Annotated in this window: 17 protein-coding genes; 12 read left to right on the top strand and 5 right to left on the bottom strand. The window is 64.5% G+C overall.

The genetic code is table 11. From position 1 onward, the window contains the following. Positions 1-110 precede the first annotated feature (110 nt). Together QZM72_RS05650 and epsC are read left to right on the top strand one after the other, a co-directional pair. Positions 111-344 (top strand): hypothetical protein, encoded by a 234-nt coding sequence (locus QZM72_RS05650; RefSeq protein WP_006480138.1) that lies wholly within the window; start codon positions 111-113, stop codon positions 342-344. 135 nt (positions 345-479) lie between these two features. Then, a complete protein-coding gene (epsC, locus tag QZM72_RS05655) occupies positions 480-1,400 on the top strand; it encodes a serine O-acetyltransferase EpsC (protein ID WP_301737444.1) in 921 nt (306 codons plus the stop codon). Positions 1,401-1,566: 166 nt separating this feature from the next. On the opposite strand, the gene QZM72_RS05660 is transcribed toward epsC, so the two are convergent. The 3 genes from QZM72_RS05660 to QZM72_RS05670 form a co-directional block, all read right to left on the bottom strand. After that, entirely contained in the window at positions 1,567-2,370 is an 804-nt protein-coding gene (locus QZM72_RS05660; protein ID WP_301737445.1) for an SDR family oxidoreductase, read from the bottom strand. Continuing rightward, positions 2,370-3,005, bottom strand: coding sequence for a GTP cyclohydrolase I FolE (gene folE, locus QZM72_RS05665; protein ID WP_301737446.1), 636 nt, complete (start codon positions 3,003-3,005; stop codon positions 2,370-2,372). The genes QZM72_RS05660 and folE overlap by 1 nt, the downstream gene beginning before the upstream one ends. Positions 3,006-3,101: 96 nt before the next feature. Next, positions 3,102-4,028 (bottom strand): LysR family transcriptional regulator, encoded by a 927-nt coding sequence (locus tag QZM72_RS05670; protein WP_301737447.1) that lies wholly within the window; start codon positions 4,026-4,028, stop codon positions 3,102-3,104. A gap of 116 nt (positions 4,029-4,144) precedes the next feature. Here QZM72_RS05670 and pobA point away from each other — a divergent pair, with 116 nt between their 5' ends. The 7 genes from pobA to QZM72_RS05705 all read left to right on the top strand — a co-directional run bounded on the left by pobA (position 4,145) and on the right by QZM72_RS05705 (position 11,178). Further along, a complete protein-coding gene (gene pobA / locus QZM72_RS05675; protein WP_301737448.1) occupies positions 4,145-5,377 on the top strand; it encodes a 4-hydroxybenzoate 3-monooxygenase in 1,233 nt (410 codons plus the stop codon). 144 nt (positions 5,378-5,521) lie between these two features. Continuing rightward, positions 5,522-6,238, top strand: coding sequence for a 3-oxoacid CoA-transferase subunit A (locus QZM72_RS05680; protein ID WP_089468853.1), 717 nt, complete (start codon positions 5,522-5,524; stop codon positions 6,236-6,238). Between the two features lie 69 nt (positions 6,239-6,307). After that, a complete protein-coding gene (locus QZM72_RS05685) occupies positions 6,308-6,964 on the top strand; it encodes a CoA transferase subunit B (protein WP_301737449.1) in 657 nt (218 codons plus the stop codon). Positions 6,965-7,052: 88 nt separating this feature from the next. Beyond that, the gene (locus QZM72_RS05690; RefSeq protein WP_301737450.1) at positions 7,053-8,411 is read left to right on the top strand and encodes a 3-carboxy-cis,cis-muconate cycloisomerase; all 1,359 of its coding nucleotides are present in this window, start codon (positions 7,053-7,055) and stop codon (positions 8,409-8,411) included. Positions 8,412-8,427: 16 nt separating this feature from the next. Next, positions 8,428-9,213, top strand: coding sequence for a 3-oxoadipate enol-lactonase (gene pcaD, locus QZM72_RS05695; RefSeq protein WP_089469406.1), 786 nt, complete (start codon positions 8,428-8,430; stop codon positions 9,211-9,213). Between the two features lie 9 nt (positions 9,214-9,222). Then, on the top strand, positions 9,223-9,609 hold the full coding sequence (gene pcaC, locus QZM72_RS05700; protein WP_089468856.1) for a 4-carboxymuconolactone decarboxylase: 387 nt from the start codon (positions 9,223-9,225) through the stop codon (positions 9,607-9,609). Positions 9,610-9,819: 210 nt separating this feature from the next. Then, a complete protein-coding gene (locus QZM72_RS05705) occupies positions 9,820-11,178 on the top strand; it encodes an MFS transporter (RefSeq protein ID WP_301737451.1) in 1,359 nt (452 codons plus the stop codon). Positions 11,179-11,310: 132 nt separating this feature from the next. Here QZM72_RS05705 and QZM72_RS05710 read toward each other — a convergent pair whose 3' ends face one another. Further along, positions 11,311-11,559, bottom strand: coding sequence for a hypothetical protein (locus QZM72_RS05710; RefSeq protein WP_301737452.1), 249 nt, complete (start codon positions 11,557-11,559; stop codon positions 11,311-11,313). Positions 11,560-11,669: 110 nt separating this feature from the next. Continuing rightward, the gene (locus tag QZM72_RS05715) at positions 11,670-12,287 is read right to left on the bottom strand and encodes a LysE family translocator (RefSeq protein WP_301737453.1); all 618 of its coding nucleotides are present in this window, start codon (positions 12,285-12,287) and stop codon (positions 11,670-11,672) included. A gap of 1,073 nt (positions 12,288-13,360) precedes the next feature. On the opposite strand from QZM72_RS05715, the gene QZM72_RS05720 reads away from it, so the two are divergent. Genes QZM72_RS05720 through QZM72_RS05730 form a run of 3 tightly spaced genes read left to right on the top strand, consistent with a single transcriptional unit; the run spans position 13,361 to position 16,693 of the window. Further along, a complete protein-coding gene (locus tag QZM72_RS05720; RefSeq protein WP_301737454.1) occupies positions 13,361-14,551 on the top strand; it encodes a KamA family radical SAM protein in 1,191 nt (396 codons plus the stop codon). Positions 14,552-14,598: 47 nt separating this feature from the next. After that, entirely contained in the window at positions 14,599-15,960 is a 1,362-nt protein-coding gene (locus tag QZM72_RS05725) for an ATP-grasp domain-containing protein (protein WP_301737455.1), read from the top strand. A gap of 28 nt (positions 15,961-15,988) precedes the next feature. Then, positions 15,989-16,693, top strand: a complete 705-nt coding sequence (locus tag QZM72_RS05730; RefSeq protein WP_256979688.1) for a 2OG-Fe dioxygenase family protein — start codon at positions 15,989-15,991, stop codon at positions 16,691-16,693. Positions 16,694-16,697 lie beyond the last annotated feature (4 nt).

Here is a 16,697-nt window from a genome sequence, read left to right on the forward strand (position 1 = left end):
AGCGGCGACAGGGGATGAAGTCTCGCCGTCTCTGCCCGCGCCGGGGCGCCGCAGCACCCTTAAAGACGGGTAGCGAACAACAAAGCAAAGGGACTAGAGGTGGCGGACTCATGCAAGCGACTACTGCCTTCACGCATCGCGGTTATCTGTTGAATTGCGCGCCCGCACGCGCCAGTGACGGTTCGTTCAAGCCCTACGTCGTGATCTCCCGATCGAGCGACGGGGAGCTCGTGGCGAACCGGTTTTTCCCGATCGAGCTCCAGTTCAACGACGAAGGCGACGCGATCGCGCACGCGCGCGACTGGGCGGTGCGCTGGATCGACGCGAGCAGCATCTCGATGTGACGCCGTCGCGCGTGCGGCGTCGGCCGTCCGGCCGATCCGCGGGGCGCCGCTCCCGGACAAAAAACGCGGTAATCTTGCGGAACCCGTCACTTTATTAGCGGCCGTGCAACCGCGCGCGGCTGCCCGCATTGGCCTATGTCGACATCACCCGCCCGTCAGTGGGGCCTCGAAGAAATCGTTGCCGGCTTGCGCGAGTCGCGCGAGGAACTCCATCGCACGCGCCATCCGCGCGGCATCCGCGAACTGCCGTCGCGCGATGCAATCTGCAAGATTGTGACCGGCCTGCGCGCGTCGATGTTTCCGACACACTACGGCGCGCCCGACCTGACCGACGAAAGCGTCGACTACTACGTCGGCCATACGCTCGAAAGCACCCTGCGCATCCTGTCCGAGCAGATTCGCCGCGCGCTGCCGTTCCTGCCCGAGCATGTCGATACGCCGTTCGCCGAGCTCGACGAACGCGCGTTCGAGATCGCGCGCGCGTTCGGCCGGCAGTTGCCGGCGATCCGTGCGCTGCTCGTCAGCGACATCCAGGCCGCGTACGCGGGCGATCCGGCCGCGCAGCACATCACCGAGATCCTGCTGTGCTACCCCGGCGTGCTCGCGATGATGCACCATCGGCTCGCGCACGCGCTGCACCAGCTCGGCGTGCCGTTGCTCGCGCGGTTCATCAATGAAATCGCGCACTCGGCCACCGGCATCGACATCCACCCGGGCGCGCAGATCGGCCCGAGCTTCTTCATCGACCACGGCACGGGTGTCGTGATCGGCGAAACCGCGATCATCGGCGAACGCGTGCGCGTGTACCAGGCCGTCACGCTCGGCGCGAAGAGTTTCCCGGCGGATGGCGAAGGCGCGCTGGTGAAGGGCAATGCACGGCACCCGATCGTCGAGGACGACGTGGTGATTTATGCAGGCGCGACGATTCTCGGCCGCGTGACGATCGGGCGCGGCTCGGTGATCGGCGGCAACGTGTGGCTCACGCATAGCGTGCCGCCCGGCACGAGCGTCGCGCAGGGCAAGGTTCGCGAGGGCGGGAGCGCCGAGAAGCCGTAACGTGGCGGCGGGCGAATGCGCGGGCGTTGTTTCGCGCAACGCGGCGGATGAAGCGCAATGGATCGGCGGCCGGGCCGCCTTCGGGCGTGATCGGTCGTGAGCGGCGCGAAGCCCGCTCGACCCGGCACACGTTGGCGGCGCGCAGCCGCCTGCGTTCATCGAAGCCTCAGTGCTTGCCGTCCGGCGAGCGGTGCTTGTACAGCACGTCCTGATCGACGCGGATCAGGTTCTGGCCCGCATCGACGACGAAATCCACGCCGTTGTACGCATTGCCGGTCAGCAGCAGGATCGCGCTCGCGACGTCGTCGGGGCCCGCGATGCGTGCGAGCGGCGTCGATGCGCGGCTCGCGTGTTCGAAGTCGGCCTGCGTCTGGTCGTCGCTCGGCAGCATCAGCCCCGGGAACACCGCATTCACGCGCAGCACCGGCGCGGACGACAGCGCGAGCATCTGCGTGAGGTTGCCGAGCCCGGCCTTCGCGACCGTGTAGCTGAAATGGTCGCGGTGAAAGTTTTCCTTGATCTTCTGGTCGACCACGTTCACGACGACGCCCTGCGTGCCGGCCGCGCGGGCCCGTTCGTAGAACGCGCGCGTGAGCAGGATCGGCGCGCGGCAGTTGACGGCCCACGCCTGGTCGAACGCCGCGAGATCGAAGCTCGGGAAATGGTCCTGCCAGAACACCGACGCGTTGTTCACCAGCACGTCGAGGCGCCCGAAGCGTGCATACACCTGGTCGATCAGCGCGGTGATCTGCGCGGCATCGGACAGGTCGGCCTGCAGCGCGACCGAATCGTGCCCGCGTTCGGCGATCGCGCGGGCGGCGGCGTGCGCGGCATCGGCCGAACGGTCGTAGTGCACCGCGGTGCGATAGCCGTGCGCGGCGAAATACTCGGCGAACGCGCGCCCGGCCCGGCGCGCGGCGCCGGTCACGAGCACGACGGGCGCGTGCGCCGTTTGCTTCGTCTGCTCCATCAGGTATTCGTCAGGTTGACCGAGGAAGGATTGGCGACGATCGACAGGAATTCGCGACGCGTCGACGGATCGGTGCGGAACGAGCCGAGCATGCGCGACGTGACCATCTCGACACCCGGCTTGTGCACGCCGCGCGTCGAGATGCACTGGTGCGCGGCTTCGAGGATCACGCCGACGCCCTTCGGCTGCAACACGTCGAACAGCGTGTCGGCGATCTGCACGGTCATCTTTTCCTGGATCTGCAGGCGCTTCGCGAATGCGTCGACGAGGCGCGCGAGCTTCGAGATGCCGACGACGCGATGGTTCGGCAGATACGCGACGTGCGCGCGGCCGATGATCGGCACCATGTGGTGCTCGCAGTAGCTCTCGAAGCGGATGTCCTTCAGCACGATCATTTCGTCGTAGCCGTCGACTTCGCTGAACGTGCGCGCGAGGATGTCGCGCGGCTCCAGCGCGTAGCCGGCGAAGAACTGCTCGTAGGCGCGTACGACGCGTGCGGGCGTGTCGAGCAGGCCTTCGCGCGCGGGATCGTCGCCGGCCCAGCGCAACAGCACGCGGACGGCGTCTTCTGCTTCTTCACGGCTCGGCCGCGCGGCGACCGGCTGGGGTTGTGTGGTTTTCTTTCCCTTACCCATGTAGTGGCTCCATCGAAGGCCGCCTGCGGCGGCCGATATCCGGCCATTGTTTCATGCTTTCGCCGGTCGTGCGTGCGGGCCGCCGCCCACCTTTCTTCACTTCGGCCATTCGTCCTGCTCGTCGTTGAACAGCGACGCGACGACGCCGCGCAGCCACGCGGTGCGCGGGTCGTTGTGGTACTTGCGATGCCAGTGCTGCTTCAGGTCGAAGCGCGGCAGCGCGAGCGGCGGCTCGATGGGCACGATGAACGCGTGCTCGGCCGCATACGCATAGCCGATCGCATGCGGCACCGTCGCGATCAGGTCGGTGCGGCTCAGGATGAACGGCAGGCTCATGAAGTGCGGTGTTTCGAGCACGGCGCGACGCTGCATGCGCTGCTTCGCCAGATATTTCTCGAGCACCTCCTGGCTGCGCCCTTCGGCGCGCACCACCGCGTGCCCGCACGCGAGGAACTGCTCGACCGTGAACGGCGGCGTCTGCTCGAGCGGATGGCCGCGCCGCATCAGGCAGACGAACCGGTGCGTGAACAGCCGCTGCTGGAAGAAGTTGTTGCCGTCGAGATCGGGGAAGTAGCCGACCGCGAGATCGATCGATCCGGCTTCGAGGCCGCGACCGACTTCGTCGTGCGCGAGCGAGACCGAACGCAGGTTCGCGTGCGGCGCATGCGTCGCGAACGCCTGCAGCAGCTTCGGCAGGAAGACGATCTCGCCGACGTCCGACAGCGCGATCGAGAACGTATGCGTGCTCGCGGCAGGGTCGAAATCGTGCGGCGCGACGAGGCCGCGCTCGATCTGCGCAAGCGCGTCGCGGGCGGCCGGCAGCAGGGCGAGCGCGCGCGGCGTCGGCTCCATCCCGCGCGATGTGCGAACGAACAGCGGATCGCCGAAGTACTCGCGCAGGCGGCCGAGCGCCGTGCTCACGCGCGGCTGGCTCACGCCGAGCAAGTCGCCCGCGCGGCTCACGTTGCGCGTGTCGTCGAGCGCGACGAGGTACGGAATCAGGTTCAGATCGAGCGGGTCCATCGCCGGGCCGGTATCTTCAAAACGTATACAACATATCTCCTGAATCGCGTTGCCGCATAGTCGGGAAAGCGCTCAAATGTGTTCGACGATTCGAATTAATGTTCAGGAGACGAACAATGCGCACCCAAGTCGCGATCATCGGCGCTGGCCCGTCCGGCCTTCTGCTGTCCCATCTGCTGCGCCTGCAAGGCGTCGATTCCATCCTCGTCGAAGCGCGTTCGCGCGAATACTGCGAGAACCGCATCCGCGCCGGCGTGCTGGAGCAGGGCACGGTCGACACGCTGAACGACGCCGGCCTCGGCGAGCGGATGCGCCGCGAAGGGCTCGAACATCACGGCATCGAGTTGCTGTTCGACGGCCGGCGCCACCGCATCGACCTGTCCGAACTGACCGGCGGGCGTGCGATCACCGTCTACAGCCAGCACGAAGTGGTGCGCGACCTGATCGCGGCCGGCATCGAGCACGGCCATCAGATGCACTTCGAAGTCAGCGACGTCGCGCTGCGCGACGTCGAAAGCGAGCACCCGTTCGTCACGTTCAAGCACGCGGACGGTCGCGCGGACCGCATCGACTGCGATTACATCGCCGGTTGCGACGGCTTCCACGGCATCGCGCGCCAGACGATTCCCGCCGAGCGGCTGAACACGTTCGAGCGCGTCTACCCGTTCGCGTGGCTCGGCATCCTCGCCGACGCGGCGCCGTCGCTCGACGAACTCGTGTATGCGCATCACGACAACGGCTTCGCGCTGTTCTCGATGCGCTCGCCGACGGTCACGCGCCTGTACCTGCAGTGCAAGCCGGACGAAGACCTCGCCGAATGGTCCGACGCGCGGATCTGGGACGAACTGCACACGCGCTTCTCGAACGACACCGGCTGGACGCCGACCGAGGGCCGGATCACGCAGAAGAGCGTGACGCCGATGCGCAGCTTCGTGTCGGAGACGATGCAGCACGGCCGCCTGTTCCTCGCCGGCGACGCCGCGCACATCGTGCCGCCGACCGGCGCGAAGGGGATGAATCTCGCGGTGGCCGACGTTCGCGCGCTGTCCCGCGCGCTCGGCGCGCGCTACCGGACGGGCGACGCGACGCCGCTCGAACGCTATTCGGCGACCTGCCTCGAACGCGTGTGGCGCGCCGAGCACTTCTCTTACTTCATGACGAACATGCTGCATGCGTCGCCGGACGACTCGCCGTTCGTCAATCGCCTGAAGTTTGCCGAGCTGAAATACGTGACGCGTTCGCGGGCCGCCGCGCAGTCGCTCGCCGAAAACTACGTCGGCCTGCCGTTCGACGACGCGACGGCCCCCGAGGGAACCCGCCTTGACAACGCGCTGTGCGCGACTCTATGATCGGCCCATCGTTCGCTAATCGAATCTAGGTTCGATTAGCGAACAAAAGCCGAGGGTCGACGAAGGCCTCCGGCGCGGCACGCGGCACCCGCGTGTCCCCTCGACAGGCCGCGCACGAGCCGCGGGTTCGCATCAGGAAGAGACATGGTCAACAAGATTTTCGAATCGCTTCAGTCGGCGGTTGCCGACGTCCACGATGGCGCGACAATCATGATCGGCGGCTTCGGCACGGCCGGCATGCCGTCCGAGCTGATCGACGCGCTGATCGAACAGGGCGCGCGCGACCTGACGATCGTCAACAACAACGCGGGCAACGGCGAGACGGGCCTCGCGGCGCTGCTGAAGGCGAAGCAGGTGCGCAAGATCATCTGTTCGTTCCCGCGCCAGAGCGACTCGCAGGTGTTCGACGCGCTGTACCGCGCGGGCGAGATCGAGCTGGAGCTCGTGCCGCAGGGCAACCTCGCGGAGCGCATCCGCGCGGCGGGCGCCGGCATCGGCGGTTTCTTCACGCCGACGGGCTACGGCACCAAGCTCGCGGAAGGCAAGGAAACGCGCGTGATCGACGGCAAGCCGTACGTGTTCGAGACGCCGATCCACGCCGATTTCGCGCTCGTGAAGGCGTACAAGGGCGATCGCTGGGGCAATCTCGTGTATCGCAAGACCGCGCGCAATTTCGGGCCGATCATGGCCAGCGCGGCGAAGGTCGCGATCGTCCAGGTGTCGGAAGTCGTGCCGCTCGGCGGGCTGAACCCGGAACACATCGTGACGCCGGGCATTTTCGTGCAGCGCGTCGTCGAGGTGCCGCAGGCCGCCCACGCGGCCGAACTGGCCGCCGAACACGCTGCATCGCAAGCCGCCTGACCCACTTGGAACTTTGTATGGGACCGGCGTAAGCGCTGAAGCGCCAACTCCGGTCGACAGGAAACCGACATGAAACGACTGACCCGCGATGAAATGGCCAAGCGCGTCGCCCAGGACATCCCCGAAGGCGCGTACGTGAACCTCGGCATCGGCGTGCCGACGCTGGTGGCGAACCACCTCGACTCGAGCAAGGAGATCTTCCTGCACAGCGAGAACGGCTTGCTCGGCATGGGCCCGGCGCCCGCGCCCGGCGAGGAAGACGACGAACTGATCAACGCCGGCAAGCAGCACGTGACGCTGCTCACCGGTGGCGCGTATTTCCACCACTCGGATTCGTTCGCGATGATGCGCGGCGGCCACCTCGACTACTGCGTGCTCGGCGCGTTCCAGGTGTCGGCGAGCGGCGACCTCGCGAACTGGCATACGGGCGCGCCCGATGCGATTCCGGCCGTCGGCGGCGCAATGGATCTCGCGATCGGCGCGAAGCAGGTGTTCGTGATGATGGAGCACCTGACGAAGCAGGGCGAGAGCAAGATCGTCGCGCAATGCTCGTATCCGGTCACCGGCGTGCAGTGCGTGAGCCGTATCTATACGGATCTGGCCGTGCTCGACGTGACGGCCGACGGCCTCGCGGTGAGCGAGATCTTTACCGACCTGTCGTTCGACGAGCTGCAGAAGCTGACCGGCGTGCCGCTGATCGACGCGACGCAAAAGGCCGCCGCCTGAACGGCAAGCGTGCCGGTGCGCGCATTCGAGCGCACGCCGGCACGCTTGGGTAGACAATAGGCGCACGCCGTTTCCCCATTCTGATGCCATGCTCGAAGACAGCGCCCGCCTGACCTCCCTGATCTGCGGCACCGAGCCGCTCAACCGGATCTGGTCGCCCCGCGCGACGATCCAGCGGATGCTCGACGTCGAGGCCGCGCTCGCGCGCGCGCTCGCCGCGCAACAAGTGATTCCCGCCACTGCGGTCGCGCCGATCGAACGCGCGTGCGATGCCGGCCGGCTCGACGCCGATGCGCTCGCGCAAGGCGCCGCGCTCGGCGGCAATCTCGCGATTCCGCTCGTCAAGCAGCTCACCGCGCAAGTGAAGGCCGACGACCCCGAGGCCGCGAAATTCGTGCACTGGGGCGCGACGAGCCAGGACATCATCGACACCGCGACCGTGCTGCAGTTGCGCGATACGCTCGACGTGCTCGAACCGCTGCTCGACGAAGCCTGCGCGTCGCTCGCGGCGCTTGCGCGCACGCACCGCGCGACGCCGATGATCGGCCGCACGTGGCTGCAGCAGGCGCTGCCGATCACGCTCGGCCTCAAATTCGCCCAATGGCTCGACGCGCTGCTGCGCCATCGCGCGCGCTTCGCCGAGTTGCGCGAGCGGGCGCTCGTGCTGCAGTTCGGCGGCGCGGCCGGCACGCTCGCGAGCCTGCGCGAGCAGGCGGCCGGCGTGAGCGCCGCGCTCGCGGCCGATCTGAAGCTCGCGTTGCCGGCCGTGCCGTGGCATACGCAGCGCGACCGCATCGCGGAAGCTGCATCGTGCTTCGGGATGCTGACCGGCACGCTCGGCAAGATCGCACGCGACGTGTCGCTGCAAATGCAGACCGAAGTCGGCGAGCTCGGCGAACCGGCGGCCGCCGGCAAGGGCGGCTCGTCGACGATGCCGCACAAGCGCAACCCGGTCGGCTGCGCGGCCGTGCTGACGGCCACCGTACGCGCACCGAATCTCGTCGCGACCGTGTTCGCGGGGATGGTGCAGGAGCACGAGCGCGCCCTCGGCGGCTGGCAGGCCGAATGGGACGCGCTGCCTGATCTCGCGCGCCTGACGGGCGGCGCGCTCGCGCAGATCGCGCAGATCGTCGCGGGTCTCGACGTCAATACCGACCGCCTCGCCGCGAACCTCGACCTGACGCACGGGCTGATCCTCGGCGAAGCCGTGATGCTCGCGCTCGGCGATCGCGTCGGCCGGCTCGATGCGCACCACGTCGTCGAGCATGCGTCGAAGGAAGCTGTGCGTACCGGCGCGACGCTGTTCGACGTGCTCGCCGCCGATGCGACCGTGTCGGCCCACCTGTCGCGCGATGCGCTCGCGCGGCTGCTCGATCCCGCACATTACGTCGGCGAGGCGCAGGCCTATGTCGACGCCGTGCTCGCGCTGCACGCGGGCGCGCAATAACCAGGAGAACCTTGAGATGCCTTTCGCCACTGTCAACGGCGTGAAACTGCATTACCGGATCGACCGTGCCGCACGCGACGACGCACCGTGGCTCGTCTTCTCGAACTCGCTCGGCGCCGACCTGCAGATGTGGGCGCCGCAGATCCGCCCGCTCACGCGGCACTTCAATATCCTGCGCTACGACACGCGCGGCCACGGCCATTCCGACGCACCGGCCGGTTCGTACACGATCGAGCAACTGGCGGGTGACGTGATCGGCCTGCTCGACCACGTCGGCATCGATTGCGCGCATTTCTGCGGGATCTCGATGGGTGGGCTGACGGGCGCCGCGCTCGCCGCGCGCTACCCGTCGCGCATCGTGCGCGCGGTGCTGTCGAATACCGCCGCGAAGATCGGCTCGCCGGAAGTGTGGGCGCCGCGTGCGCAGAAGGCGCGCACCGAAGGGATGGCCGCGCTCGCCGACGCCGTGCTGCCGCGCTGGTTCACCGACGCATTCGTCGAACGCGAGCCGCGCCTGTTCGATGCGATCCGCGACACCTTCGTGCATACCGACAAGGACGGCTATGCGGCGAACTGCGACGCGCTGAACGCGGCCGACCTGCGCGAGGAAGTGAAGAGCATCGCGCTGCCGGTGCTCGTCGTGACCGGCGCGAAGGACATGTCGACGCCGCCCGATCAGGGCCGCGCGCTCGCCGCCGCGATCCCCGGGGCGCTGCACGTCGAATTCGACGCCGCGCACATTTCGAACATCGAGTGCACCGACGGTTTCAACCGCGCGCTGCTCGATTTCCTGACTGCATGAGGCACGGCGATGGACGACCAGGAACGTTATGAAGCAGGGATGAAGGTGCGTCGCGCGGTGCTCGGCGACGCGCACGTCGACCGTTCGCTCGAGAACCGCACCGAGGTGACGGAGGAGTTCCAGAACCTGATCACGCGTTATGCATGGGGCGAGATCTGGACCCGCGACGGGCTGCCGCGCCATACGCGCAGTCTGCTGACCATCGCGATGATGGTCGCGCTGAACCGCGGCGAGGAACTGGCGCTGCACCTGCGTGCCGCGCGCAACAATGGCGTGACGCGCGACGAGATCAAGGAGGTGCTGCTGCAGACCGCGATCTATTGCGGCGTGCCGGCCGCGAATTCCGCGTTCCATCTCGCGGACAAGATCTTCAAGGAACAGGATGGGGCCGCGTAGGCGCGGCAGGTTAAGCGCCAGCAGTGATCCGACCGCGCGGCTCGCCGATGCTGGCGAGCCGTGACGATCAACGCGCGCACCGGCAGCGAATCGGTGCGTGAACGAAGGAAAGGCGCGGCCACGAGGCCGCGCGTGTTGCATCTATATCAATGTTGGATGGGACCGGATCGCGCGCTGACGCGCCCACGCCGGCCGACAAGGAGACAAGCGATGAATCGCACACCCGTGGTCGATGTCCAGACCTTCATCAACGAGCAGCCGTTCGGCGGTTTTCAATGGCTCGTATTCCTCATGTGTTTCGTGATCGTGCTGCTCGACGGCTTCGATACGGCCGCGATCGGCTTCATCGCGCCGTCGCTGCTCGGCGAATGGAACCTCACCAAACCCGATCTCGCGCCCGTGCTCAGCGCCGCGCTGTTTGGCCTCGCGTGCGGCGCGCTCGTGTCAGGCCCGCTGTCCGACCGGCTCGGTCGCCGCTCGCTGTTGCTCGGCTCGGTGTTCCTGTTCGGCGTCGCGTGCCTGATGTCCGCGTTCTCGAACACGATCGGGCACCTGACCATCCTGCGCTTCGTGACCGGCGTCGGGCTCGGCGCGGCGATGCCGAACGCGGTCACGATGATGGGCGAATTCTGCCCGGACAAACGCCGCGCGACCGTAATCAACCTGATGTTCTGCGGCTTTCCGCTCGGCGCCGCGTTCGGCGGTTTCCTGGCCGCATGGATGATTCCGCATTTCGGCTGGCGCAGCGTGCTGATGCTCGGCGGCGTGACGCCGCTGCTGCTCGGCGTGCTGTTGCTGCTGAAGATGCCGGAGTCGGTGCGCTTCATGGTCGCGAGCGGCCAGTCCATCGACAAGATCCGCGCCACGCTCGCCCGCATCTCGCGCGACGCGCTGAACGCCGGTTCGTTCGCGCTGACCGAAGTCGCGCCGCAGACCGGCGGCAAGGGCCTCGGGGTCGTGCTGTCGCGCTCGTACATCGTCGGCTCGGTGATGCTGTGGCTCGCGTACTTCATGGGCCTCGTGATCTTCTACGCGTCGATCAACTGGATGCCGATTCTGCTGAAGGATGCGGGCCTGACGCCGAAGAGCGCGACGCTGATCTCCGCGCTGTTCCCGCTCGGCGGCGTGGGCGCCGTGCTGTGTGGCGTGCTGATGGACCGCTTCAACGCGAACCGCGTGATCGCCGTGTGCTACGCGCTGACGGCGGTGAGCGTGTATGCGATCGGGCAGGCGGCCGGCAATGTCGGCTTGCTGGTGCTGGTCGTGTTCGTGGCCGGCGTGCTGATGAACACCGCGCAATCGTCGATGCCGGCGCTCGCCGCCGCGTTCTATCCGACCGAAGGGCGCGGCACGGGTGTCGCGTGGATGCTCGGCGTCGGCCGTTTCGGTGGGATCGCGGGGTCGTTCCTCGTCGCCGAGCTGACGCGCCGGCACTTCTCGTTCGCGGGGGTGTTCGCGACGATCGCCGTCGCGGGCGTGCTGGCCTGCGCCGCGCTGCTGATCAAGCAGATGGCGCGGCCGCATGGCGTCGCGCAGCCGGCGGGCAAGATCGAGTCGCTCGGGCACTGAGTGGCCGGCAGGCCGGTGCGGTGCGCCGGCTCCCTGCCTGACGGATTCAAGTCGGTTGCAAGCAGATCGACCGACGCACGACGCCAGACCGGGCCGCCTTCGCGGCCCGTCGACATTCCGGCCATCGCGCCGTTACTCCTCCGCGTCGTGTTCCTTGACGAAGTTGCGCAGATACGCGCGCAACGCCGCTTCCCGGCGGCGATGATCGTCGCGGTTCGCGGCGCCCATTTCCTCCTCGTCGCCGAACAGCGTCGGCGGCGCGCAGTAAGTGCCGACTTCGATGTTCTCGCGCAGCACGCGGATGTCGTGCGTGACCGGGTGATACTCGGCGATCCAGTGCATGCCTTCGATGTGCTCGCCTGCTCTCAGCATTGGCTTCATCAGCAATCTCCATGCAGAGCAGCGGTGCAGCCGCCGAAACGGTTGCACGCGCCCGTACCGAAAGGGTACGCCTGCATTCCGTGAAGCTCAACGGGCGCGCTCGTGAGCGCTCACTGCGGCAGCAGATGGGCGACGAGCGGGTACAGCGACAGGATCAGCAGCGCGGCCATCGTCACGTTGAAGATGCGCAGCGCGCGGGGATTCGACAGGAAGCGCCGCAGCCCGAGGCCGAACGCGGCCCACAGGCAGATGCACGGGAAGCCGATCAGGATGAACACGACGGACATCCACGCGGCGTTCATCCCGTAGTCGGCGGACAACTGGACCGTCGTCGCGGCCGTCAGCACCATCATCCACGCCTTCGGGTTGACCCACTGGAACGCGGCGGCTTCGATGAACGTCATCGGCCGCGGCTTGGCGCCGTGCGCCTTTACTTCGCCCGACGTGCCGATGCGCCATGCGAGGTACAGCAGATACGCGACGCTCGCGGCTTCGAGGATCGTGTACAGCAGCGGCAGGCGCTTGAATGCTTCGCCGAGGCCGAAACCGACGCAGAGCATCAGGATCGCGACGCCGATGCTGATGCCGAACAGGTGCGGCATCGTGCGGCGGAAACCGAAATTGACGCCGGACGCGAGCAGCATCGTGTTGTTCGGGCCGGGCGTGATCGACGTGACGAGCGCAAACAGCATGCCGGCAGGCAGCGCGCTGAGGGTGAGGAATTCCATCGCGGATTCTCCATTCGGTTCGAGGCTGGGATGGAGATCAGTTTAGCGACGGTTTTCTGTACGGTACCGGTACAGTTGAGTGGGCAAATGCCGGTACGGGGGCGTCGAATCACTTTGTGTGTACGAAAGGGGCTCGCGCAGCAGGGATACTCGCTCTTCATTCGCGACGAACGTATCTACATTTCCGGCGCGTTGCGACACGCGTCCGGCCTATCCACGCACACCCGCATTTACGAAAGGTGGACAACTTGCCTATCAAACTGTAAGAAATCATGCCCTGATGAGCTCGATATTAGGCTTATTCAAAGCAGCATCGACGACGAGTATTTCCAAAATTTGGGATAGGCTAGATATTCTATTTTCTAGGCGTGCGTTAAACCTGATGTTTTTACGAGGTGCGCGATTCCTTAAGTATCGAATGATGTCGATGGGTAATTGTAAAAATGCGAGCTGTATGTGTGTTTCCCAATTGAAAGCACGACAGAGGCGTCCGGAAAAGTAGACGCGTGGGAAGGGACTGTTATGGATGGCCGGTGAAATTTTTCTTGCGCTACTTAAATTTGTTAACTTAGGATTGAGACTCATCGAATCGGGAATGCTTATATCCAGAACGGGAAATCTTTCAAACTCCTTTGGCCTGGTCGCCGCAGCGAAATGTCTGGCCCGGGTGTAATAGCTCGCATGAATCGCGATCGAGCGGGAACTGTCGTTTTCGCATGCTGAAGCGAAAGTAAATAAACTGCTGCGAAGTATTTAATCGATGCCTCTCCATATTCGTGAGTAGGCTGAGCAGAGTTGCGCCCATATTTCTTTGTTGGGCCGCACTGTGGCTCGGGATTTCTGCATCGCGTAGCTATATCGACGACATGGCCCGATGGGATATTTCAGGTATCCCGTGGCCGGTGTTTTCATGGTTTGATGGATTTGCATTTTGCAGTGTTGTATGGGCCGTATTTCGGTTGAGTGTGGTGTCGATGGTTTTCTATATGGCGCTCGGATCATGGGTCGTGTTGAATTCATGAGCGAAACGATACGTTGATCGCATTTCTTTGGTTTAGAGAGGAATGAGTAAAATGTTGATTGGAAATTCTGGTGGCGATAAAAAATATTCGGACAACTATCAGACTTTTGATGTCGCGTCTGCCGAATGGCGCGACTGGCGCTGGCAGCAACGAAACACCATCCGAGAGGAAGCATCGCTACGCGAGGCCTGCGGGGGCTGGTCGGACGAACTGAGTTCGCACATTCAAAACAACCTGAACGGCCGCAAGCTACAGATCACGCCCTATTACCTCCGCTTGATTCGCGAATCGCACGGCGACACCGACGCCGACATTGTCCGGAATCCGCTATGGCGTCAGGTCGTTCCGTTCTGGAGTGACGAAATCGTCGGAGGATACGATGGCGAATCGGAAAACTGGGAGCTGGCGCATGAAATGAAGACGCCGATCTGTCAGCACAAGTACGACAATCGCGTCATTTTGCGCATGGTCAACACGTGCAATTCGTATTGCCAGTTCTGCTTCGAGGCGCTCCGCACACTTGAAGTCAATAGCGAAAAGACCAACGCCAGCCGGGACACGTTCGGCGAAAGCGTGGCCTATATCAAGCAGAATCCGGCAATCGAGGAAGTTATTCTGAGCGGCGGCGACCCGCTGATGCTCTCCGACGCCAAGCTCGACGAGCATCTGTCCGCCCTGCGCGACGTCGGACGCGATCTCCTGATCCGGATTCACTCCAGATCGCTCACCTTCAATCCGTACAGGGTCACCGATCAGTTGGTCGCAATGCTCGAACGGCATCGGGTGAACGCATTCGGCGTTCACGTTTGCCATCCGGACGAACTCAGTCCGGCCTTCACGGACGCAGTGAAGCGGATTCGGTCGGCGGTGCCGATCGTATTTTCCAACATGCCATTCCTGCGCGGCATCAACGACGACGAGGAGACGCTGCATCGGCTCTTCATCGAACTGTATCGCCACGGCGTCAAACCGTACTACCTGTATCACTTCATGCCGTTCTCGCCGGGCGCGTCGGTCTACAAGGCTTCGATCCGCGACGCCATCCGCATCATGAACCGACTGAAGCGGCGCGTTTCGAACGTTGCGATGCCCGAGTATGTGCTGCCTCATGCGAAAGGGAAGTTTACGGTGCCGCTGTTCGAAGGCCAGGGCGACATCCCGCAGTTTGTAGAAACCGGCGAACAACGCATCTACCGGTTCGTCAACTGGCAGGGCGAAACGTGCGACTGGATCGACAACTGAACGGGCCTTGAGCGGTGTGCGGACTGATTTCTCATCCAGGTGAAAAGATGCGACAAGACGCGGTTTTATTTGTGCAAATCGAGGGCTCCTTGCTGTCGTTGACCAGCTATCGGGATTATCACTTCGAGGTCGCTCGCAAGATGGGTCTCGCGTGCCTCACGGCCGTCGTGCGCCGGCACGTGCCGACGGACGGCGATGCAGGCGGGGCGCGCGACGACACGTGGTGGCTCGATTCGCTTTCCGTCGAGTCGCTGCTGAGATTGCTCGAGCGTCTGGACGCGCACTATGACGTGAAGGCCGTCTTTTGCTATGCGGGGCAGGCGTCGGCCCATGGAGAGGTGGGCGCGGTGGTCGCCGACGTTTGCCGGATAACCGGCCGAGTCCATTCTCCGTCGGCGGCCGTCGCCGCCTGCAACAACAAATTCCTGATGCGTGCGGCGCTGGAGGAACGGGGGGTACGGTCGATTCGACACGCAATGTGCAGCGATGTCGACGCATTGCGAGAAGCCGCCGACACAGTGGGCTATCCGCTGATCGCGAAACCGCCTTACGGCGCGGGCTCGGCCTTTACCGCCAAGTGTCGCGACTGGAACGAATTGCGCGATCACTATCAGCGATTTACCGCGCAACATGATCAGGCAGTGGTTTCGGACTACTACGGCATGCCGCACGACGTCCACACCCGTGACGGTGCCCAGGTTCGCTATGAGCCGGGCAAGAGCATTCTGCTTGAACAGTACATCGACGGCGTCGAAGGCAGCGTCGAATGTGTGATCGTCGACGATCAGGTTTATCCGGTGCTGATCAACGAAAAACTGATCCTGACGGAGAAGCGCGGCACGGTGCTGGAAAACCTGTTGATCTCGCCGCCGGTGTCCTTTCCGGCGCCCGCGATTGCCGAGATCAATCGGTATGCGATCGATTGTCTCGAAGCGATCGGCCTGCGCAACGCGATCGTGCACCTCGAGTTCCGTCTGTCGCCGACCGGCCCGATCGTCATCGAGATCAATCCGCGGCTCGGCGGACTGTATGTGAACGCGGCGCTCAAGGACATCGCGGGCCTCGACCCGTACGAGTTCTATCTGCGGATGCTGACACGGGCTTCCGGGCTGCACGAACGCCTGCGAAGCGCCTGCGAACGCGCGGCGGACGGGCGTCAGCATTACTCGATGTTCGCGCTGTTTCCAGAGGCGAGCGGAACGTTCAACGGAATCCGCGGGCTCGATTCCGTCGCCGGCGATCCGGCGATCATCGAATGCAAGGTCGCCTGCCCGGTCGGTAGCGAGGTCCGGGCGGACATCGAGGAAAATTATCTGCTGAAGGGCTGGGCGGCAGTAAATGGACGCGATCATGCGATCGATCTCTATGACCGGATCGTTCGCGATCTCGAGCCGGAAATCGTTTCCTGAACGAATGGCCCGACTCACGGGAGACACGATGTCCATCGATACCATCATTGACGAGTTGAATCGCAACGGCTATTGCCATGCACCACGCTTCCACGGCGTGATCCGCTGCGATGGCGACGAGGTCGTTGCGTTCAAGCGCCACTGGGAGCGCCTTGTCGTCGACGAGAACTATAAGCGCTACACGCGACGCGAACGGCGCTTCCTGCTGTATCGCTTCAAGCCGGGCCAACCGTTGAAAATTGACCGGAACACGAATTTCGAGCCAACCGCGACCTACGATGTGGACTATGTGCCGGGCGTCAATCGCTTGACCTATGCCGAGGACTCCTTCATAGAAAGCGCGATTCTCCGCCAGTTGCTGGACGTCGACATCGCCGTCCTCGGGGAGCGGCTGGTTGCGGGGCGGGAGTACAAGATCGATGTACATTTGTTCCGGATCATTGCGGAACAAGGTGAGGTCAGTCCGACCACATCGGGGATTCATCAGGACGGGTTGGAATGGGTCTTCATGCATTTTATCGACAGTCACAATATCCGGCCGGTCGTCTCGGAGATCCATGCGTCGAAAGTTTCCACTGTTCCATTGTTCGCACGGCCGCTGACGGATTTCCTCGATACCGTGGTCGTGAACGACGCCGTGCTGTACCACAGTGCCAATGCCGTTCAGCAAGCCAACCCTGACGAACTCGCGTTCCGGGACATGTTGCTGATTTCCTTTTCCTCAGCGAGATGAGCTG

The organism is Burkholderia sp. AU45388, from assembly GCF_030481585.1.
Taxonomy (GTDB): Bacteria; Pseudomonadota; Gammaproteobacteria; order Burkholderiales; family Burkholderiaceae; genus Burkholderia; species Burkholderia sola.